Genomic DNA, 18,671 nt, shown 5'->3' with positions numbered 1-18,671 from the left:
ATTCGAGCGGAGGGCGGTCCCATGCGCGCGGTGGTGTTCGAACGGTACGGCGAGCCGGCCGAGGTCCGGGAGGTGGCGGATCCGCGTCCGCCGGCGGGCGGGGTGGTGGTGCGGGTGGAGGCCACCGGTCTGTGCCGCAGCGACTGGCACGGGTGGATGGGGCACGACCCGGACATCGTCCTGCCCCACGTCCCGGGGCACGAACTGGCCGGGGTCGTGGAGGCGGTGGGGGCCGGTGTGGCCAACTGGCGGGCCGGCGACCGGGTCACGGCCCCGTTCGTCTGCGCCTGCGGACGCTGCGCCGAGTGCGCGGCGGGCGACCACCAGGTGTGCGCGCGGCAGACACAGCCCGGGTTCACGCACTGGGGTTCCTTCGCCGAGTACGTGGCCCTCGACCATGCCGACGTGAACCTGGTGGCCGTGCCCGGGGAGCTGTCGTACGCGACCGCGGCGGGGCTCGGCTGCCGGTTCTCGACGGCCTTCCGGGCGGTGGTCGCGCGGGGGCGGGCGGCGGCGGGCGAGTGGGTCGCCGTGCACGGCTGCGGCGGGGTGGGGCTCTCGGCGGTGATGATCGCGGCGGCGGCCGGGGCGCGGGTGGTCGCCGTGGACACGGCGCCCGCGGCGCTGGAGCTGGCGCGGAAGTTCGGCGCCGCGCACTGCGTGGAGGCGGCCGCGGGCGTGGACACGGCGCAGGCCGTACGGGAGTTGACCGGCGGAGGCGCGCACCTCTCGCTCGACGCACTCGGGTCGCCCGCGACGGCCGCGGCGTCGGTGGGCGGGCTGCGCCGGCGGGGACGACACGTACAGGTCGGGCTGCTGCCGGGGGCGGCCGGCCGGGCGGTCCTGCCGATGGAGCGGGTGATCGGCTGGGAGCTGGAGATCCTGGGCAGCCACGGGATGGCGGCCCACGCGTACCCGCAGATGCTGGAGCTGGTCCGGGCCGGAGTACTCCGCCCGGACCTGCTGGTCACCTCGACGATCCCGCTCGACGCGGCCCCGGCGGCGCTCGCCGCGATGGGCACGGCCCCGGGGCGCGGGCTCACGGTCATCCTGCCGCGACCGGGCGCGGCGGGCTGAGCTACGATCGCCCGCGTCGAACACATGAACACGGTGGGGATGGGCTGATGGCGGGCGTGAGATCCAGCGGCGGAGCGTCGGGCGCGGTGACCGTGGTGCTGGTGGGAGGTCTGCTGCTGACCGGCTGTTCCGGCGGCGAGGGCGCCTCGATCCCGCCGGCCGCGCCGACGCCGAGCACCGCCCCGACGGGGCCGGTCTCGCCGTCCCCCTCCCCCTCGGAGCCGGCGGCTCCGGAACCGTCCGGCTCCCCCGCGGGCGCGTCGCCCGCGCACAAGGCCGCGGCCACCGGCGCGCCCCGGCCGACCGGGAAGGCGACGACCGCGCCGCGCGCGTCACAGGTTCCGCAGAACCCCTACCGGGGCCCGAACCCGCCGCCGGCGCCGTCCCACGTCCCGACGATGGCCTGGACGCCGACGCCGTTCGATCCGAACGACCCGTCGATCCCGAAGGTCACCCTGCCGCCGCTGCGCCCCTAGAGCTTTGCGATGTCCTTGTGGATCACTTCGCCCCCGCCGTCGTGGTAACCGGCCAGACGCACCTTGAGCTGATGGCCCTTGGGCGCCTTGATGATCTGGTTGAGCGTCTCCTCCATGCTGCCGCCGTAACACGGAGGCTCGGAGTTGAGGGCGGCCCAACCGTCCCCCACGTCCTTCGGGTCGTTCCACTCCACCCAGACGCAGTCGGGCTCGCCGGAGACGGCCTGCAGCGAGATGATCCTGACCGAGTTCACCGCGCCGTCGACGCGCTCGTAGATCACCGTCGCGGAATTGTGGTGGCGGCCCGTACCGGCCTCCAGGTCGACCGTGCTGATCGCCGTGTCGGCAGCGGCCGGAGCCGCTCCTCCCGCTATCGTCGCGGCCACGAGCGCGACGGTGACAGACAGGGCAGATATGCGCATGTTCCGTCTCCACGAGGCTAGTTGAGGAGATGCCACCCTATCCGGGCGGGCGAACCCGCGCGTCGGCAACATCCGTCAATCGGTGGCCGGAAGCGAACGCCACTGCGCGTAGTGCAACGGCGAACCGGTCGACTGGATCGGAACGCCTCCTAGTCGGTGCCCGCCTGGTCGGTGTCCGCCGGGCCTGCCTCCACCTGGCCGGCGGCGGGCAGGCCCGTCACGTCCTGGACATGGCGCAGGCTCGGTTCCAGAAGGACCGTGTGGAGCCGCTGGAACACCTGACGAGCCGCCACCGCGTTCCAGTCCGCCGGCAGGAGTTCGGTCGGCAGGCCCGGGTCGAGGTACGGGAGGCGGCGCCACTGGGTGAGCAGCGGCACGTAGTGGCGGAACGCCCGCGCGGGGTCCGGCTCCGCACCGGTGCTCAGCAGCTCGTCCGCCACGGTCGCGTACGCGTCGGTGAAGGCCGCGTACTGCTTCTGGATCGCGGGGAAGTCCCACCACGAGCTCACCGTCGCGGGCAGGTCGCTGAAGGCGGCGTACTCGGCGGCGAACAGGTGGACGTAGTCGCTGAGTCCGAGGCGTTCGAGCATGCCGCGCGCGTCGTCGAGCAGCCGCCCGGGCGCCAGCCACACGCCCGGGGCGATGTTGCCGAAGCCGAGCCAGGTCAGCCGGGTGCGCAGCTGGTAGCGGTGCGAGCGCTCGGATTCCGGCACGGAGAAGACCGCCATGGCCCAGCCGTCGGCCAGGTCGGCGGGTTCGAGGCTGGCGAAGATCCGGCGGTCGCCCTCGTCGAAGACGGGGTGGGCGGCCGGGCTGAGTCGGTACCCGGTGGCGCCGCGTCGCTCCGGTTCGAGGACTCCGCGCTTCTTGAGGCGCGAGATCGCCGAGCGGACCGCCGGGCCGTCGACGTCGAGCTCCCCCATCAGCGTGATCAGGTCCGCGATGGAGATCCAGCCGCCGAGGCGGCGCAGGAACGCCCCGTAGACCGTGTTGATCAACGAGCTGGGCCGAAGGGGGCTGTCCGACATGATCGCCTTCCGTTGTACGCGGTCGCGATCATATCGGGGCCCCCTCCGGACTACGCGGGCAGCGGCGAGTCCGCGTACGCGCCCGAGAGCAGGTGCCCGGCCCCCGGGGCCACCGCCGCGAGGTCAAGGGAGCGCAGCATCTGGTGGGCGGTGCAGACGGCCGCGGACACGACGGGCTTGCCCAGGAGCTGTTCGGCCTCCTCGATGGCTCCCAGGGACGGCATCTGCACGCACGCGGAGAGGACCACCGCGTCCGCGTCGGAGTACTCCAGCGCCCTGGCGAGTCCGGGCAGCCGGGCCGGATCGTGGGCGGCGACGTCGAGGTTGTCCGGGATCTCCAGGGCCTGGTGGTCCAGGACCTCGATGCCCTCGTGGCCGATGTAGTCGACCACGGTACGGGTGAGCGGGCGCATGTACGGGGCGAGCAGCACGATCTTCCGGGCGCCGAGGGTGTGCAGTCCGTGGACGAGAGCCCCGGCGCTGGTGACCACGGGCGCCGGGCCGCCGTTCTCCACGGTGCGCAGGTGCAGCCGTTCCTGGGCGGCACGGTGGTAGCCGAGACCCATGCTCATGATGGCGACGAGGCAGGCGTACCCGAGGACGTCGACGCGGGCGTCGGAGAGTTCCACGGCGCAGCGGTCGGAGTCGGCGTCCATGGCCTTGAGCTGTTCCGGCGTCACATGGGTCATGCGCATCCGGCTGGAGTGGAAGGTGAAGTCCTCGTCGGGTACGAGGCTTCGGCGGGCCCGCAGGATCGCGGGGACCTCGGTCTCCATGGTGACGTTGGAGCTCGGCACGATCTGGCCGATGCGGTAGGTACGGGAGGGCACGGCTACTCCTCAGCGGGCGTCGACGACGGGGTTGGTCAGGGTGCCGATCAGCTCGACGGTGGCCTCCACGGTGTCACCGGGGACGAGGAACTCCGGCGGGACCATGCCGGCGCCGACGCCGGACGGGGAGCCCGTCGCGATGACGTCACCGGGCTCCAGGGTCACCCCGGAGCTGATGTCGGCGATGAGGCGGGCGATGGGGAAGAGCATGTGCCGGGTGTTCGACTTCTGCTTGGTGACGCCGTTGACCCGCAGCGACAGGTCGAGAGCCATGGGGTCCGGGATCGCGTCGGCCGTCACGACGACGGGGCCGAAGGGGGCGTAGGAGTCCTGGCCCTTGGAGAAGAACCACTGGCCGGAGCGGCGCTGGTCGCGGGCGCTGATGTCGTTGACGATGCTGAAGCCGAAGACGTGCTCGTACGCCTCCTCCTCGGTCACCCGGAAAGCGGTGCGGCCGATGACGACGGCGAGTTCGCACTCCCAGTCGAGCTGGGTGGTGAGGTCGGCGTTGTGCAGGATGGGCTGCCCGGGGCCGGTGACGGCGGTGGCGGGCTTGGAGAACAGGACGGGGCGCGGGGGGAGGTCCCGGTCGGTGTCCAGGCTGCGGCTGGACTCCTCGACGTGTTCGATGTAGTTGAGGCCCACCCCGATGATCTTGCCGGGGCGGTGCGGGGCGCGCAGGGTGACGTCCTCCAGACGGTGGACGGCCCCGGCCGGGCGGCTCGCGGCGGCCCCGGCGACCAGGCGCCGGGCGGTCTCCAGGACGGCGGGGCCCGCCTGGATGAGGGAGAGCAGGTCGTACGGGAGGGGGATGCCCGCGTGATCGGCCAGGGCGGCGAGGTCGAAGACGAGGCCGTCGGCTTCGGCGCCGAGGCGCCGGGTGGAATCGCCGGTGGTGAAGGTCAGAAGTCGCATGGAGGCTCCTCGGGGGTCAGTCGGTGGCGGGCTGGTGGCCGCCGTGATCGGCGTACGCCTCTTCCCGGTGGAAACCGAGCGAGCGCATGACGGGGAAGTCGTTGAAGGAGAAGAGACAGGCGTCCTCGGACGGATCCAGGTTGTGGTGCTCGTGCCAGGCCCAGGACGGGACGCAGAAGATGTCCCCCTGCTGCCACTCGAAACGCCGTCCCGCGATCACCGAGACCCCGCGTCCCTTGGCCGCCGTGTAGATCACCGAGCCGGTGTGCCGGTGGGCCTTCGTGGCCTGGCCCGGGCGCAGCAGTTGCATGTGGGCGCCCATGGTGGGCATGACGGGGCCGCCGGTGACCGGGTTGGTGTACTCGGCGATGACACCGTCGTACGGGGAGCCCTCGGTCGCCTTGGCCAGGCCCAGCAGGGCCTCGTACGTGGGCTCCCACGGGTAGGCGAGCAGCGGGGAGTACGGCCGGGTCCACCTCTCCGCGCCGTACGGCAGCAGATGGGCCGCGTACGTCAGGACGGAGGAGTTGATGACCTTTCCCGGGGTCTGGTACAGCTCAGGGTGCACTTCGTAGAACCCGGCGTCCAGGGCGTTGACCAGCGGGATGTCGAGTCCGTCCTGCCAGATGACCGGCGCGTCGTCGGAATCGTTGCCGTGTTCGTGCCAGGTGCCGTTCGGGGTGATGGCGAAGTCGCGGGGGCCGACCTTCAGTTTCTGGCCGTCGACGATCGTCCAGGCCCCGGTGCCCTCGTGGACGAAGCGCAGGGCGGCTGCCTGGTGGCGGTGTGCGGTCATGGCCTCGCCGGGGCCCATGATCTGCAGACCGGTGTAGAGGAGTCCGGCGGCGGCGCTGACGTCCCGGCGGCCGGGGTTGACGAGCATGACCACGCGGCGGCCGGCGTCGTCGGCCTTGACGAGCCCGAGGGCCTTGTGGACGAGCGGGCGCAGGTCCGCGTAACGCCACAGCGCAGGCACGGACTTGGGCTGCGGGTACCAGGGCTCGATGTCGTTGGCGACGGTCCACAGGGCGCCCGCGTCGAGGGCGCCGAGCTCTTCGTAGTAGGCCGTGAGTTCGGGGGTGTCGGACACCCGGGCGCGGCCGAGCGCGGTGTCGTCCTGTTCCGTGGTCATGCGTCCTCCTCGGAGGGGGTGGTCGGTGGGGCCGGGGGCACGGTGAACGTCACCGGCGGGCGGGGACGGTTGTCGACTTCGAGACGGAAGACGTCGAAGCGGTTGTAGTGGCCGACGATGTCGTGCATCTGCTTGGGCTGGATGCAGCGGGCGAGGTCGATCTCGCCGTAGACGATGCCCTCGTCGTCGACGAGCGGGTCGGAGACCGGCCGGCCGTCGGGGCCGAAGATGCCCGACAGCGCGCTGCGCGGACGGGTGAACTGTTTGCGCAGTTCTTCGTCGTCCCCGGCGAGGGCGTCGACGATCTCCGGGGAGACGGTGGAGCAGGCGACGACGGAGAAGACCTTGCCCTCGAAGCTGTGGGCGGCGGTCCGGACGGCGATGGCGTCCGCCATGTCGTAGTCGGCGGGAGCCACCGGCAGGGCGATGTAGCAGGAGGCGTGGATCAGTTCACCCTGGGCGAGCAGGGCGAAGCGGGCCAGGGTGTTGGTGTTCTCTCCGCAGGCCAGCACGCCGAGCGGCCCGACGGGGGTGGAGTGGACGCGCAGCGAGCTGCCGTCGCCGCCGGTCCAGGTGAGCTTCTCCGCCCAGGTGGGCACCAGCTTGCGGTGCACGCCCAGGAGTTCGCCGTCCGGGGAGATGGTGAGCAGGGTGTTGTGGAGGACGCCCAGGCTGTACGGGACCCGTTCGTTGACGCCGATGACGAGCGTGACGCCGTACTGCCGGGCGGCGGCGCGCAGGGTGTCGACGTGGGGGCCGGGCACGTCGACCGAGGCCCGCTGGAGCCGTTCGAACCAGGGCGAGCCCTGGACCGGGTTCATCGTCCAGTTCCAGTAGGGGTATCCGGGGACGAACACCTCCGGGAACACGACCAGTTCGGCGCCGTTGCCCGCCGCCTCGGCGATCAGGGCGACGGCCTTGTCGACGGTGGCGGCCGGGTCGAGGAAGACGGGTGCGGCCTGGACGGCCGCCGCCGTGAAGCGGCGCAGGTTGTCCATGAGGAGCTCCCTCTATCGGTGGGCGGGGGCGGGTGCGCGCGGCAGCCAGCGCCGGTGGACGGGCGGGGCGAGCTTCCGCAGGAGTTCGAGCCGGGGCGGTACCCGGTCGGTGCGCGCGGCGGGCGGCCGGCTGCGGCCCGCCGCCCAGGACCGGGCCCAGGGCGCCGCGGGCCCCTGGTAGCCCTGGGCGGCCGCGGCGTGCAGGGTCCACAGGGGATCGTGCAGCTGGGCGCGGCCGACACCGCAGAGGTCGGCCCGGCCGGCCAGGATGATCGAGTTCACGTCGTCGTACGTGGAGATCGCGCCGACGGCGATGGTCGGGACCCCGGTGGCGTTGCGGATCAGGTCGGCGTACGGGGTCTGGTAGCTCCGTCCGTAGCGGGGCCGCTCGTGGGCGACGACCTCACCCGTGGAGACGTCGATGGCGTCGGCTCCCGCCTCGGCCAGGGCGCGGGCGACCGCCACGGCGTCGGCCTCGCTGAGACCGCCCTCGGCCCAGTCGGCGGCGGAGATGCGCACGATCAGTGCCTTGCCGAAGGGCCACACCGCCCGTACGGCGCGCAGCACTTCGAGCGGCAGCCGCAGCCGTCCCGCCAGGTCGCCGCCGTAGGCATCGGTGCGCAGGTTGGTCAGCGGCGACAGGAACCCGGAGAGCAGGTGACCGTGTCCGTACTGGAGTTCCAGGACGTCGAAGCCGGCCCGGTCGGCGCGCCGGGCCGCGGCCGCGAAGTCCCGTACGAGCACGTCCATGTCGGCCCGGTCGGCTTCGCGCGGGACCCGGCTGCGCTCGTCCCAGGCCAGGCTCGAGGCGGCGATCGGCGGTCCGTCGCCGGTGGTCGCGCGGCGGCCGGCGTGGGTGAGCTGGATGCCGAGGCAGGTGTCGGACTGGCCGTGGACGAAGTCGGTGACGCGCCGCCAGGCCGCCTCCTGTTCGTCCGTCCACAGCCCGGGGCAGCCGGGGCCGCTGCGGCCGTCGGCGCTGACGGCGGTCATCCCGGCGAGGACCAGGCCGGAGCCGCCGAGCGCCTGGGTGCTGAGGTGGACGAGGTCGAAGTCGCCCGGGACTCCCTCCCGCGCGGTGTCCAGCGCGGTGGGCGGTACCACGACCCGGTTGCGGAGCAGCAGGCCGCCGAGGCGGTAGGGCCGGAACATGGGCGGGACGTCGGGGGAAGCGGGGTCGCAGGACGCCGAGTTGACGGCCTCGGTGAAGCCGGCGTCACGGTCGCGCAGGTTGTCGTAGGTGACGCGACGGCTGCGGGTCAGGAGGTTGAAGGCGAACTGGTGCGGTTCCTGGCCGGTGTACCGGCCGATGTTCTCGAACCACTCCAGGCTGGCCTGGGCCGCCCGCTGGGTGGACTCCACCACGGGCTTGCGTTCCTCCTCGTACGCGGCGAGCGCCGTGGGCACGTCCGGGTGTTCGTGCAGGCAGGCGGCCAGGGCGAGGGCGTCCTCCATGGCGAGTTTCGTGCCGGAGCCGATGGAGAAGTGGGCGGTGTGGGCGGCGTCCCCGAGGAGGACGACGTTGCCGTGGCGCCAGGTGCGGTTGCGCACCGTGGTGAAGCGCAGCCACTTGGAGTTGTTGGGGATCAGGCGGTGGCCGTCGAGATGGCCGGCGAGGAGCTCTTCGCAGCGCCGGATGCTGTCCACGTCGCTCGTGCCGGGCGGATGGTCCTGCCCGGCGAACTCCGCGAAGCCCGCGCGCCGCCAGGTGTCCTCGGCCATCTCCACGATGAAGGTGGAGCGGGTGCCGTCGTACGGGTAGGCGTGCACCTGGAGCGTGCCGAAGTCCTGCTCGTCGACGATGAAGGTGAAGGCCTCGAAGACCTTGTCGGTGCCGAGCCACATGTAGCGGCCGGCACGTTCGTCGAGGTCGGGGCCGAAGGTGTCGGCGTAGGCGGCGCGGGTGGCCGACCGCACTCCGTCGCAGGCCACCACCAGGTCGTACTCGGCGGCCAGTTCGGCGGCCGGCGGGGCCTGGGTTCGGTAGCGCACGTCCACCGCGAGGGCGGCGCACCGCGCCTGGAGGATCCGCAGCAGGTGCCGCCGGCCGAGGGCGGCGAAGCCGTGGCCGCCGGAGGTGAGGGTGCGGTCCCGGTAGCGGATGTCGATGTCGGTCCAGCGGGCGAACTCCGCGGACATGGCCTCGTAGGTCTCGCGATCGGCCTGCGCGATGCCGTCGAGGGTCTCGTCGGAGAAGACGACCCCGAAGCCGAAGGTGTCGTCGGGGGCGTTGCGCTCCCAGACGGTGATCTCCCAGTGCGGGGAGAGCTGCTTGGCCAGGGCCGCGAAGTACAGCCCGCCGGGTCCTCCTCCTATGACTGCCACGCGCACGGCGTGCCTCCCAGTGGTTCCGAAGCGATGAGGAGTTCGGCCCGCTGCGGGCCCGCGGCGGTGAGCGCGGCCCGTACGTCGTCGGGCCAGGGGGTCGTCCCGGTCGCACGGGCGGCGGAGTGGGCGACGACCATGGTTCCGGTGGCCGCCTCCACCCCCTGCTCCCCGTGGACCGTGAACGCGTAGTGGAGTGAGCTGCCGCCGACCTTGGTGACCCTCAGCTCGGTCCGGACCGCGTCCCCGAACCAGAGCCGGGCACGGTAGTCGGCCTCGAAGTGGACGCGCGGCGTGCTGCCGAACAGGTGGGCCAGGCCGAGGCGGTGCAGCAGGACGGCCTCGGCCGCCTCGACCCAGCGCACGACGGTGGAGTGGTGGTAGTGGCCGGCGGCGTCGGTGTCGGTCCATTCGACGCGGCGCTCGACGACCACGCTGGGCAGGCTCGGCACGGGGACCTCCGGGGTGGGGAGCTCGGCGGCGGGTGCCGCCGACGCGGGGAGTTCCGGCAGGCGGACCTCCGGGGCGGGCGGCTCGGGGGCGGGCGGCTCGGGACCGTCGGCCGTGGACCGGGCCCGGCTGCGCAGTTCGGCACGCTGGAGCTTGCCGGTGCCGGTGCGCGGGAGTTCGGTCACGAACTCCACCGCCCGCGGGTACTTGTACGGGGCGATGGTCCGCTTGACGTGGCTCTGGAGCTCGCGGACCGTGGCCTCGCCCGCCGGGACGCCGGAGCGCAGGACGACGTACGCCTTGACGAGCATGCCGCGCCGCTCGTCCGGCGCACCGACGACACCGCACTCCTCGACGTACGGGTGCGCGGCGAGCGCCTTCTCGACCTCGGGGCCCGCGATGTTGTAGCCGGAGGAGACGATCATGTCGTCGCTGCGGGCGACGTACCAGAAGTAGCCCTCCGCGTCGCGGACATAGGTGTCGCCGGTGATGTTCCAGCCGTTGCGTACGTACGAGGACTGGCGCGGGTCCGCGAGGTAGCGGCAGCCGGTGGGGCCCGTGACGGCGAGGAGACCGGGCTGTCCGTCGGGGACGGGATCGCCGTTCTCGTCGACGACGGCGGCCCGGTAGCCGGGGACCGGGCGGCCGGTGGAGCCGGGCCGGATGTCCTCGTCCGCCGCCGAGATGAAGACGTGCAGCATTTCGGTGGCGCCGATGCCGTCGATGATGCGCAGCCCGGTGGCCTGGTGGAACTCGTGCCACACCGGCGCGGGCAGCGGCTCGCCGGCCGACACGCAGCGGCGCAGCCCGGCCAGCCGGTCCGCCGCCCCGGCCGCCATGATCGCGCGGTAGGCCGTGGGCGCGGTGAAGAGCACGGTCACTCCGTGGGCCGCGACGAGGTCCGCCAGCTCCTGCGGCGCCGCCTGCTCGATGAGCAGGGTCGAGGCCCCGACGTACAGGGGGAAGACCACGAGTCCGCCGAGCCCGAAGGTGAAGGCGAGCGGCGGCGTGCCTGTGAAGACGTCGTCCGGGCGCGGCTTGAGGATGTGCCGGGAGAACGTCTCGGCATTGGCGAGGACGTCGCGGTGGAAGTGCAGGGTGGCTTTGGGGCGGCCGGTCGTGCCGGAGGTGAAGGCGATCAGCGCCACGTCGTCGGCGGCCGTGGCGACGGTGGTGAAGCGGCCGTCCTTGGCCGCGCACAGCTCGGTCAGGTCTTCGGGGCCGGAGCCTCCGTAGGCGAGGACCGGCAGGCCGGCGAGGCCGACCACGTCGAGTTCACCGGTGTAGCGGTGGTCGCAGAGGGCGACCGAGGGCCGGCTGATCTCGTGGAGCTCGGCGAGTTCGGCGGCCCGCAGCAGCGGCATGGTGGTGACGGCGACGCCGCCGGCCTTCAGTACGCCGAACCACGCGGCCACGAGCCAGGGGTTGTTGGGGCCGCGCAGCAGGACGCGGTTGCCGGGGACCAGACCGAACTGCTCGGTGAGCACCTGGGCGACCTGGTTGGCCCGGCGCTGTAGCTCGCCGTAGGTCCAGCGTTCGGTCGGGGTGAGCAGGGCGGGACGGTCCGGGCCCCGGCTCTCGACGACGTCGTCGAGCAGCCGTTGAGCGCAGTTGAGCCGGTCCGGATGGGTCAGCTCGGGCAGGTCGAAGTGGAATTCGGGCCAGAGGGAGAAAGGCGGCAGCCGGTCACGACAGAAGGAATCGGCATGCGCGGAAGGGGAGAGCTCCATGGGGCGGCACCTCAATCAGGGAGCAGCGGGGGAGACGGGAGCAAGGTATGTCGAATATTTCACGTCCGTCAAGATTGCTCGATAAAAAGGGAGCCCGGCAGCCACTTGCGCCCCTCCCCCCAGGCTCCGCGGACCGGCTCAGGGCGCCGGTATGCGTACGCGGGTCGACTTCCCGAACTCATCGACGACGACGGAGAGTTCACCTCCCAGACCGGCGGCCATCAACTGGACGATCAGCAGTCCGCGACCGCCCTCGGCGTCCAGGTCGAGGCCGGAGTCCGGGTCGACGCCGGAGTGCGGGTCGACGCCGGAGTGCGGGTCGACGCCGGAGTGCAGGTCCCGGCCGGAGTCCAGGTCGAGCTCGGTCCGGGGGGCGGGGAGTCGCGGGAGGGCCGGGCCCTGGTCGGCGACCTCCAGTCGGAGCCACGCCCCGTCGCAGGCGACCCCCACCCGCATCCGGCCGGCGCCCACGTGCCGGACGACGTTGCCGACGAGTTCGCTCACGGCCAGCAGCAGGACGTCCGCCTCCTCGACGGGGATCCCCCAGCCTTCGAGCACGGCCCGCACCCGGGCCCTGACCTGCGGGACGGTCGCCGGGACGGGGTCGGTGATCCAGTGGGTGACGTTCCGGACAGCACTGCCGGCGGTGGTGAGCATGACGTGCTCCCAGAGGGGGAAGGCGGCGCACTCGCTGAGCAGCTCGTGTAACTGAGCCCGAAGTCAGATCGCTCCTGGGCTTGTGGTCAGCGGAAACGCGTCGCTAGAGTCGTGATTACACGTGTAACACGCTAACCCTCTCCGGTGACCCGCGCAAGCATTTCGGACAATCCTCGCGAAGCCCCTGCCTGTGTCCGCTCACCGAGCCCAGCCGGCCGCCCCGGCCGGCGCCGATCTGGAAGGGCCGCAATGACCCAATCCCCCCCGGCCGCATTCGACATCGCCGACATGACCTGGCCGCCCCCTCCGTACCTGTCCCCCGTGCCGCCCGTGACCGGCGCGGACGGCGTACGCCGCTTCGAGGGAGTCACGTACGCGACCAAGCCCGGCTACCGCCCCCGGCTGCTCGACGTCCAGGTGCCCGCCGGCGAAGGGCCGTTCCCCGCCGTCGTCTGGATCCACGGCGGCGGCTGGCTGGAGGGCGACCGCCGCTACCCGCCGCCGACCGTGCCCGCCGCCCTGCTGCACGGCTCGGTCCTCGCGGCCGGGCTCGCACTGGTCTCCCTCGACTACCGGCACAGCCTCGAAGCCCCCTTCCCGGCGCAGCTGCACGACGTGAAGGCCGCGATCCGCTACGTCCGCGAGTTCGCCGGCGTCCTCGGCATCGACCCCGACCGGATAGGCGTCTGGGGCGAATCGGCGGGCGGCCACCTGGCCGCGCTCGCCGGTCTGGTCGGCCCCGGCACACCGGGCGGCGCGGCCCTGGAGGGCACGGAAGGGGTCGGCTCCGGGGAGACCGGGGTACTGGCCGTCGTCGACTGGTACGGCTGCTCCGACCTCGTCGCCCTGGCCGACCACCCCATGCCGCTGATGCCGTCGGGTGCCGAGTTCCCCGATCCGTACGAGGCCCTGCTCGGCGGAACCGACGCCGAGCGCCCGGCGCTGGCGCGGGCCGCGAGCCCGGTGACGTACGCCGCGGGCCCGCACCTGCCGCCGTTCCTGCTCATCCACGGGACGGCGGACGGCCTGGTCCCGTACAGCCAGAGCGAAGTCCTCGCGGCGGCGCTGGAGGGCGTCGGGGGCGAGGTCACCCTGGAGCCCGTCGACGGCGCGGACCACATCTTCCTCGGGTCCCCGGACATCCCCGGGATCGTCGCCCGGAGCGTGGCCTTCCTGGCCCGGCACCTCGGTTCCACCCCCTAGCTCCCGTTCCGCCGTGGGGGCGCGGCCCGGCCGCGTCCCCGCGTCTTCCCGGATCACGTACGGCCGCGGGCCCCGCCCGCGGCGCGAGAGGCAGTCATGTCCAGAAAACCGGCCCCCGCCCACTCCACCAGACCCGAAGGCCGCCGCCGCGGCGGCCCCGGCGTCTTCGTCCTGGGCCTCCTTCTCCTGGGGGCCGCCGCGCTGGCGGCCCTCGTGGTCCGCTCGGACGTCGCCGATCCCCCCTTCCAGAGCCTGGACGACCGGTGGCTGGCGTGGATGGGCGGTCCGCACGAAGGGCTGTACGCGGCCCTCGCCGCGGCCTTGAACTGGTTCGGCGGCCCCTTCGGTGTCGTCGTCCCGCTCGCCCTGCTGCTCCTGCTGCTCCTGCGCAGGCGCTGGGTCTCGGCCGGCTTCCTGCTGCTGGTCTACCTGGGCGGCAACATGGTCATCGTTCAGGGGCTCAAGCACCTGGTGGACCGGCCGCGCCCGGCCGGTCCACTGGTCCGCGTCGACCACGGCTCCTTCCCCTCCGGGCACGCCGCCTCGGCTGCGCTCCTCGTCGTCCTCGTCGGGGCGCTGCTGGTTCCGGCCGCCCGGCGGCGGCTGTGGTGGCCGGCGGGCGCGGCCTTCACGCTCGCCATGATGTGGAGCCGTACCTGGCTGCACGCGCACTGGCTCACAGACACCGTGGCAGGCGCCGCCGCGGGCGCGGGGGCCGGGCTGGTGGCGTGGTGGCTGCTGCGGCCCGCGCTCGCGCGGGAACGCGAACGTGTCCTCGGCCGCCGGGGGGCAGCCGCGGACACTCCGGGCTCCGTGCCCGCATCCGAAGCCTCTCTTGTGGGGTCATGAGCGGCTGATGCGGGCCGGACGTCCCGGCTCGGGGGCCGGGGGACGCTTCCCCCGGCCCTTCAGGAGGTTTCGCGGTGGACGAGGACGGCTTCCACGTCCGGCATCGGCGGCGCCGTGCCGGTCTCGATCAGCTCGTGCACGGCGTCCGCGATCCCCGCGGCCGACGGCAGGTCGAGGCGCACCGTGGTGAGCGCGGGCCGCTGGAGCGCGGAGAGGACGAGGTCGTCGCAGCCGACGAGGGCGACGTCGTCCGGTACGGAGATGCCCTCGGCCTGGAGCGCGTGCAGGAGCAGAGCGGCGTACTCGTCGTTGTAGGCGAAGACGGAGTCCAGGTTCAGGCCGCGCCACTGCCGGGCGAGGGCGGTCGCGGATTCGCGGGTGTAGGCCAGCTCAACCGGGGTGACGGTGGCCATGTGACGGGCGGCGACCGACTCGGCGCCCGCAAGGCGCGGCCGGGCGAGCGTGCCGAGGCCGCGCTCCCGGGGCATGACGACGCCGATCCGGCTGCGGCCGCGGTCGATGAGGTGCTCGGCCGCGGTGGCACCGATGTGGGCGTGGTCGAAGCCGATGGTGTGCACGCCCTCGACGGGGCGGGACGCGAAGGCGAGCAAGCCGCGCACTCCGGCCCGGCGCAGCAGTTCGGCCGCCTGGGCGGTGAAGCGGTCGCCGTCCATGGCGACGACGGCCGCCGGGCGCAGTTCGGCCCAGGCCCGGGCGGCGTCGAGGGGGTCGGTGAAGCGGCCCGCGTGGAGCACCGCCGTGTAGCCGTGTCGGTCGAGCTCACTGTGCAGGTCGTCGACCCAGTCGCTGACGAGGCGGCCGATCGCGGAGATCGCGGTGGGCATCAGGACGAGGTTGCTGCGGCCGGCCCGCAGGGACCGGGCGGCGGCGTGCGGCACGTAGCCGAGCTGCCTGGCCGCGTCGAGCACGCGGTGGCGGGTGCTGTCGCTGACGCGGTGGCCCGGGGTGTCGTTGAGGACGAAGGAGACGGTCGCGCGCGAAACCCCCGCGAGCCGGGCCACGTCCGCGCTGGTGATCGACGCGGGGACGGGTGTGTCTTTGGCCATGACGTCCCTCGACGCTCCTTCTGCTGGACTTGCACCTCCTTTCAGGTTACACGAGTTAGATCAAGGGAGCGGGGGTGCGATCAGGCGTGCGGGGGCCCGGTCCGCTCCGTCGGCCCGGTGGGTTCGGCCGGTTCGGCCGGCTCGTGCAGGAGCCGGGAGGATCCGGCGAGATCACCGAGGGCGGTGATCACGGAGTCGAAGCGCATCGTGGTGCGCGCCGGCGTGTCGTACGGCTGCCAGAGCGGCAGGTCCGGATGGTTCGGGTCGCCGGTGCGGACGAATGCGATCCAGGCCCGGTGCATGGCGTACGCGAGGCCGTCCCGGACGGCGGGGGTGAGCCCGGCCAGGAAGGGCGCCTGCGACCACTGGTCGAAGTTGTCGAAGACGAAGGGGAGTTCGAGGCAGTGCGCGGCGCCGAGCCGGCCCTCGTACGCGGGCGTGGGCAGGTCGAACTGGTAGGCCCACACGGGCCTGCCCAGCGCGGCCCTGGCCTCGGCCAGGCGCACGGCGGGCACCCGGAAGAGCTCGTCCGTGATCAGGTCCATGAGCACATCGGCCGGGCGGGCGCCCGGGCGGGCACGCTCGTACGCCGCGTACACCTCGAGAGCGGGTTCGGCGCCGAAGGTCTCGGCGATCCGGGCGGTCACCTGCTCGCGGGTGGCGTCGGCGTACCCCTCGTCGAGTGCGAAGCCGAAGTTCGCCTCCTCCCGGGTCCAGCCGAGCATGACGTCGATGTCGGTCGCCGGCCCGTGCAGCAGGGCCTCCGCCGGGTGGCGGCGCAGGGTGGTGCCGTCGACCACGGGCAGGAAGGGCGTCGGCCAGTACCCCCACCGCATCGTCAGCGCGAACAGTCCGGCGCCCGCTCCGATCAGCTCGGGCCACGGCAGGGCGCGCAGTTCCGCCGCATCCTTGGCGCCCGCGAGCTCCAGGTAGGCGGCCGTGCGCTCCAGGTACGCGTCCGGGCCGGGGAGGTCCAGGCCGAAGGGCGGGCTCTGCAGGATCACCCGCTTGATGAGGCCCTGGGCCTGCGGATGCCCGGCGAGGGCGGCGGTGGACACCGCGCCGCCCGACTGGCCGGCGACCGTGACGGAGTCCGGGTCGCCGCCCAGGGCGGCGATGTTCTCGTTCACCCAGCGCAGGGCGGCGAGCTGATCGGAGAGCCAGGGATTGCCGCTCCCCGCGTCCTCTGCGCTCCCTCCGCCTTCTCCGCTCTCTCCGCCCTCCTCGTCGTCGGGGCCGAGATACAGGTAACCCAGCGGCCCGATTCGGTAGTTGACGCTCACGACGACGAGGTCGCCGTCGCGCGCGAAGGTCTCGCCGGAGTACCCGGGAAGCGAGCCCGAGCCGGACACGAAGCCACCGCCGTGGATCCAGACGAGCACCGGGCGGCGGGCGTTGTCGGCGGCAGGTGTCCAGACGTTGAGGGTCAGGCAGTCCTCGCCGAAGGGGGGCGACCCGTGCCCCCCGAGCACCGGGTCGCCGCCTTCCCGGTACATCTGCGGCGCGCTCGGGCCGTCGGCGGTGGCGTCGCGCGTTCCGCTCCATCCCGGATGCGGCCGGGCTGCCCTCCAGCGCAGGTCACCGACCGGCGGTGCGGCGTACGGCACGGCCCGGAGGACGGTGAGACCACCTTCGATCGCACCGCGGAGCCGCCCTGCGGGCAGGTCCACCACCGTCGTGTCCTCGCCTGGGGAGTGAGCCATGAGCTGGTCCTTCCTGCTGGCGCGCGGGGTGCGCACCGACACCGACGACACTATTGCGTAAAATTCTCAACCGTCAATATTCCGCGATATCGGGGGTCACATCCACAGGCTGTCCGAGGCCATCCGCTCCGCCTCCGTCCGCAGGAGCGGCGCGAAGACCCGCCACAGCACCAGGCAGGTTCCGGCGCCGACCAGAGCCCCGGCGAAGGTGTCACTGAGCCACTGGGCGTGGAGCCAGGTCCTGCTTCCCATCATGGCAAGGACGTACGTCGCCGCGACGGGCCACCACCAGCGGCGGGCCCGCGGCGGGAACACCACCAGCGCCACCACGATCACCAGGGTCACGGCACTGAACACCTGGCCGGAGGGGTACGAGCCGTCGTTCACCAGGACCGACGGGTGCGGTGGACGCGGGCGGTCCGCCAGCGCCTTGAGGGGCAGGAGCACGAGGACGTTGGCAGCGACGGTCGCGGCGAGGACGAAGAGCGCGGAGCGCCAACGGCCGTAGACGCAGAGGATGCCGATCAGCGTGAGCGGGATGACCAGCCCGAGCGGGCCGCCGAGCCGGTCGAGGACGAGGGTGAACCCTCCGCCCCCGTCGAGGGCTGAGCCGTCCACCGAGGCGGCCCACTGGTCGTCGAGTCCCTGGAAGAAGGGCCGTTCGACCACGCGGAGCAGGAGCGCGACGAGGAGCGGTACGAGCAGGAGGGCGATCCCGCAGCCGAGCGCGTAGCGCGGCGGAGCGGCCGGCAGGTGATGGGGCGGCGGCGGTACGCGGGAGGACAAGGGCGCCATGGTGAGCCTTTCAGGTACCCCGGGCCCCTCTCCGGGGACGGAGAGCGGGCACGGGAGGGGACGGGGAGCGGTGAGTGGTGAGCGGTGAGCACGTCCGGCCGGCCCCGACGAAGGGAGCAGCCCGGAGGCCGGTGCCCGAGCGCCGCGGTGGCTCGATGCGGTACCGCGGCATGACGTGCGATGCACCCCTGACGCGGGGCCTACGCGGCGTCGACCTCTCGGCGGCAGCCGGAGGGGCCGGCGCGCCGACAAGGCGACGCCGAACTCCGGACGGGGACCCCCGGGGTAGCCGCAACGACGCGGTCGGCAAGCGCCACCGGCCGACGTTCGGCGTCAACCGGGCACCCGGAGGACGCCACTTCGGCGATGGCCGGGAGAACGGCTTTGCCGAGACACGCCGGGGCGCGTCCTGCCGCCCGAGGGCGCGGGACCACCCCAGCAGGTGGCCGGAATGCGCCCCCGGCAGGAGTCTGGGCTGCGGTACGCCAAGAGCGCACACCGGCGGTAGCCGGAGCGACGCGGTGGCGCGCGCCACCGGGCCTACGGCAACCGGCAACCGGCAACCGACGAGGACGCCTCCCCGGCGGTGGCCAGGGAAGGGACTCCGCGCACTTGCGCCGAGCGCGTCCTGCCAGGCAAGAGCGGAGCCCGCCCGGGGGCACCCCAGCGGGTGGCCGGGCTCAGCCCCCGGCGGCAGCCGGAGCGAGGCGGCGCCCCGCCCGACAGGACCAGCGGTCCGGCGGTAGCCGGGACAGAGTGCCGCACCGACGGACGGGGAGTGCGATGCGCCGAAGAGGCGGGGCACCGACGGTGGCCGGAGCGAGGCCGTGGCGGCACCACCGGTGCGGCGGTAGCCGGATGGAGTGCCGCGCGGGCGGGACGGGGATGCGGTGCACCGAGACGCACGCACCGACGGTGACCGGAGCGACGAGGTGGCGGCACCACCGGTCCGGCGGTAGCCGGGAAGGTGGCCGCGAGGAGCGGGACGGGGAGTGCGGTGCACAGAGAGGCGCG

At 73.1% G+C, this 18,671-nt stretch carries 15 protein-coding genes and 2 pseudogenes; 4 read left to right on the top strand and 13 right to left on the bottom strand.

The window, feature by feature from the left end:
* Nucleotides 1-21 precede the first annotated feature (21 nt).
* Together AB0D48_RS11085 and AB0D48_RS11080 are read left to right on the top strand one after the other, a co-directional pair.
* A complete protein-coding gene (locus AB0D48_RS11085; protein WP_362393580.1) occupies nt 22-1,077 on the top strand; it encodes a zinc-dependent alcohol dehydrogenase family protein in 1,056 nt (351 codons plus the stop codon).
* 47 nt (nt 1,078-1,124) lie between these two features.
* Nucleotides 1,125-1,553 carry a hypothetical protein gene (locus AB0D48_RS11080; protein WP_362393577.1) on the top strand — a complete coding sequence of 143 codons (429 nt, stop codon included), beginning with the start codon at nt 1,125-1,127 and terminating at the stop codon, nt 1,551-1,553.
* Here the strand turns inward: AB0D48_RS11080 and AB0D48_RS11075 are convergent.
* The 10 genes and pseudogenes from AB0D48_RS11075 to AB0D48_RS11030 form a co-directional block, all read right to left on the bottom strand.
* Nucleotides 1,550-1,975, bottom strand: coding sequence for a hypothetical protein (locus AB0D48_RS11075; protein WP_362393574.1), 426 nt, complete (start codon nt 1,973-1,975; stop codon nt 1,550-1,552). The two genes, AB0D48_RS11080 and AB0D48_RS11075, sit on opposite strands and share 4 nt — an antisense overlap.
* 149 nt (nt 1,976-2,124) lie before the next feature.
* Nucleotides 2,125-3,003: a PaaX family transcriptional regulator C-terminal domain-containing protein gene (locus AB0D48_RS11070; RefSeq protein WP_362393571.1), complete on the bottom strand. Its 879-nt coding sequence runs from the start codon at nt 3,001-3,003 to the stop codon at nt 2,125-2,127.
* Nucleotides 3,004-3,053: 50 nt separating this feature from the next.
* Nucleotides 3,054-3,779: an Asp/Glu racemase gene (locus AB0D48_RS11065; protein ID WP_362393791.1), complete on the bottom strand. Its 726-nt coding sequence runs from the start codon at nt 3,777-3,779 to the stop codon at nt 3,054-3,056.
* Between the two features lie 63 nt (nt 3,780-3,842).
* Complete coding sequence (locus AB0D48_RS11060) at nt 3,843-4,748, bottom strand: fumarylacetoacetate hydrolase family protein (protein WP_362393568.1); 906 nt, start codon at nt 4,746-4,748, stop codon at nt 3,843-3,845.
* Between the two features lie 16 nt (nt 4,749-4,764).
* Nucleotides 4,765-5,880: a cupin domain-containing protein gene (locus AB0D48_RS11055; protein WP_362393565.1), complete on the bottom strand. Its 1,116-nt coding sequence runs from the start codon at nt 5,878-5,880 to the stop codon at nt 4,765-4,767.
* The gene (locus AB0D48_RS11050) at nt 5,877-6,878 is read right to left on the bottom strand and encodes a carbon-nitrogen hydrolase family protein (RefSeq protein WP_362393562.1); all 1,002 of its coding nucleotides are present in this window, start codon (nt 6,876-6,878) and stop codon (nt 5,877-5,879) included. Before AB0D48_RS11050 ends, AB0D48_RS11055 begins: the two co-directional genes overlap by 4 nt.
* Before the next feature lie 12 nt (nt 6,879-6,890).
* Nucleotides 6,891-9,209 (bottom strand): FAD-dependent monooxygenase, encoded by a 2,319-nt coding sequence (locus AB0D48_RS11045; protein ID WP_362393560.1) that lies wholly within the window; start codon nt 9,207-9,209, stop codon nt 6,891-6,893.
* Nucleotides 9,191-9,580 (bottom strand): annotated as a pseudogene (locus AB0D48_RS11040) (thioesterase family protein); the annotation flags it as partial. The pseudogene AB0D48_RS11040 and the gene AB0D48_RS11045, both read right to left, overlap by 19 nt.
* A 201-nt stretch (nt 9,581-9,781) precedes the next feature.
* A pseudogene (locus AB0D48_RS11035) lies at nt 9,782-11,383 on the bottom strand (AMP-binding protein); the annotation flags it as partial.
* A gap of 138 nt (nt 11,384-11,521) precedes the next feature.
* Nucleotides 11,522-12,040 carry an ATP-binding protein gene (locus tag AB0D48_RS11030; RefSeq protein WP_362393557.1) on the bottom strand — a complete coding sequence of 173 codons (519 nt, stop codon included), beginning with the start codon at nt 12,038-12,040 and terminating at the stop codon, nt 11,522-11,524.
* Nucleotides 12,041-12,289: 249 nt separating this feature from the next.
* Here AB0D48_RS11030 and AB0D48_RS11025 point away from each other — a divergent pair, with 249 nt between their 5' ends.
* Together AB0D48_RS11025 and AB0D48_RS11020 are read left to right on the top strand one after the other, a co-directional pair.
* Nucleotides 12,290-13,243 (top strand): alpha/beta hydrolase, encoded by a 954-nt coding sequence (locus AB0D48_RS11025; RefSeq protein WP_362393554.1) that lies wholly within the window; start codon nt 12,290-12,292, stop codon nt 13,241-13,243.
* Nucleotides 13,244-13,339: 96 nt separating this feature from the next.
* Nucleotides 13,340-14,092, top strand: a complete 753-nt coding sequence (locus AB0D48_RS11020; RefSeq protein ID WP_362393551.1) for a phosphatase PAP2 family protein — start codon at nt 13,340-13,342, stop codon at nt 14,090-14,092.
* A 59-nt stretch (nt 14,093-14,151) separates the two neighbouring features.
* On the opposite strand, the gene AB0D48_RS11015 is transcribed toward AB0D48_RS11020, so the two are convergent.
* The 3 genes from AB0D48_RS11015 to AB0D48_RS11005 all read right to left on the bottom strand — a co-directional run bounded on the left by AB0D48_RS11015 (nt 14,152) and on the right by AB0D48_RS11005 (nt 17,648).
* Nucleotides 14,152-15,159, bottom strand: coding sequence for a LacI family DNA-binding transcriptional regulator (locus AB0D48_RS11015; protein ID WP_362393548.1), 1,008 nt, complete (start codon nt 15,157-15,159; stop codon nt 14,152-14,154).
* Nucleotides 15,160-15,239: 80 nt separating this feature from the next.
* On the bottom strand, nt 15,240-16,862 hold the full coding sequence (locus AB0D48_RS11010) for a carboxylesterase family protein (RefSeq protein WP_362393545.1): 1,623 nt from the start codon (nt 16,860-16,862) through the stop codon (nt 15,240-15,242).
* Between the two features lie 96 nt (nt 16,863-16,958).
* Nucleotides 16,959-17,648, bottom strand: a complete 690-nt coding sequence (locus tag AB0D48_RS11005) for a phosphatase PAP2 family protein (RefSeq protein WP_362393542.1) — start codon at nt 17,646-17,648, stop codon at nt 16,959-16,961.
* Between the last annotated feature and the right edge of the window lie 1,023 nt (nt 17,649-18,671).

It is taken from the genome of Streptomyces sp. NPDC048269, assembly GCF_040652395.1.
Classification (GTDB): Bacteria; Actinomycetota; Actinomycetes; order Streptomycetales; family Streptomycetaceae; genus Streptomyces.
Note: the sequence above shows the minus strand (reverse complement) of the source record. Positions and strands in the feature narration are given on the sequence as shown.

Bases quoted from the DNA above. Each gene is read 5' to 3' on its own strand.
- AB0D48_RS11085 (WP_362393580.1), top strand. From the start codon at position 22: ATGCGCGCGGTGGTGTTCGAACGGTACGGCGAGCCGGCCGAGGTCCGG.
- AB0D48_RS11080 (WP_362393577.1), top strand. From the start codon at position 1,125: ATGGCGGGCGTGAGATCCAGCGGCGGAGCGTCGGGCGCGGTGACCGTG.
- AB0D48_RS11075 (WP_362393574.1), bottom strand. From the start codon at position 1,975: ATGCGCATATCTGCCCTGTCTGTCACCGTCGCGCTCGTGGCCGCGACG.
- AB0D48_RS11070 (WP_362393571.1), bottom strand. From the start codon at position 3,003: ATGTCGGACAGCCCCCTTCGGCCCAGCTCGTTGATCAACACGGTCTAC.
- AB0D48_RS11065 (WP_362393791.1), bottom strand. From the start codon at position 3,779: ATGGAGACCGAGGTCCCCGCGATCCTGCGGGCCCGCCGAAGCCTCGTA.
- AB0D48_RS11060 (WP_362393568.1), bottom strand. From the start codon at position 4,748: ATGCGACTTCTGACCTTCACCACCGGCGATTCCACCCGGCGCCTCGGC.
- AB0D48_RS11055 (WP_362393565.1), bottom strand. From the start codon at position 5,880: ATGACCACGGAACAGGACGACACCGCGCTCGGCCGCGCCCGGGTGTCC.
- AB0D48_RS11050 (WP_362393562.1), bottom strand. From the start codon at position 6,878: ATGGACAACCTGCGCCGCTTCACGGCGGCGGCCGTCCAGGCCGCACCC.
- AB0D48_RS11030 (WP_362393557.1), bottom strand. From the start codon at position 12,040: ATGCTCACCACCGCCGGCAGTGCTGTCCGGAACGTCACCCACTGGATC.
- AB0D48_RS11025 (WP_362393554.1), top strand. From the start codon at position 12,290: ATGACCCAATCCCCCCCGGCCGCATTCGACATCGCCGACATGACCTGG.
- AB0D48_RS11020 (WP_362393551.1), top strand. From the start codon at position 13,340: ATGTCCAGAAAACCGGCCCCCGCCCACTCCACCAGACCCGAAGGCCGC.
- AB0D48_RS11015 (WP_362393548.1), bottom strand. From the start codon at position 15,159: ATGGCCAAAGACACACCCGTCCCCGCGTCGATCACCAGCGCGGACGTG.
- AB0D48_RS11010 (WP_362393545.1), bottom strand. From the start codon at position 16,862: ATGGCTCACTCCCCAGGCGAGGACACGACGGTGGTGGACCTGCCCGCA.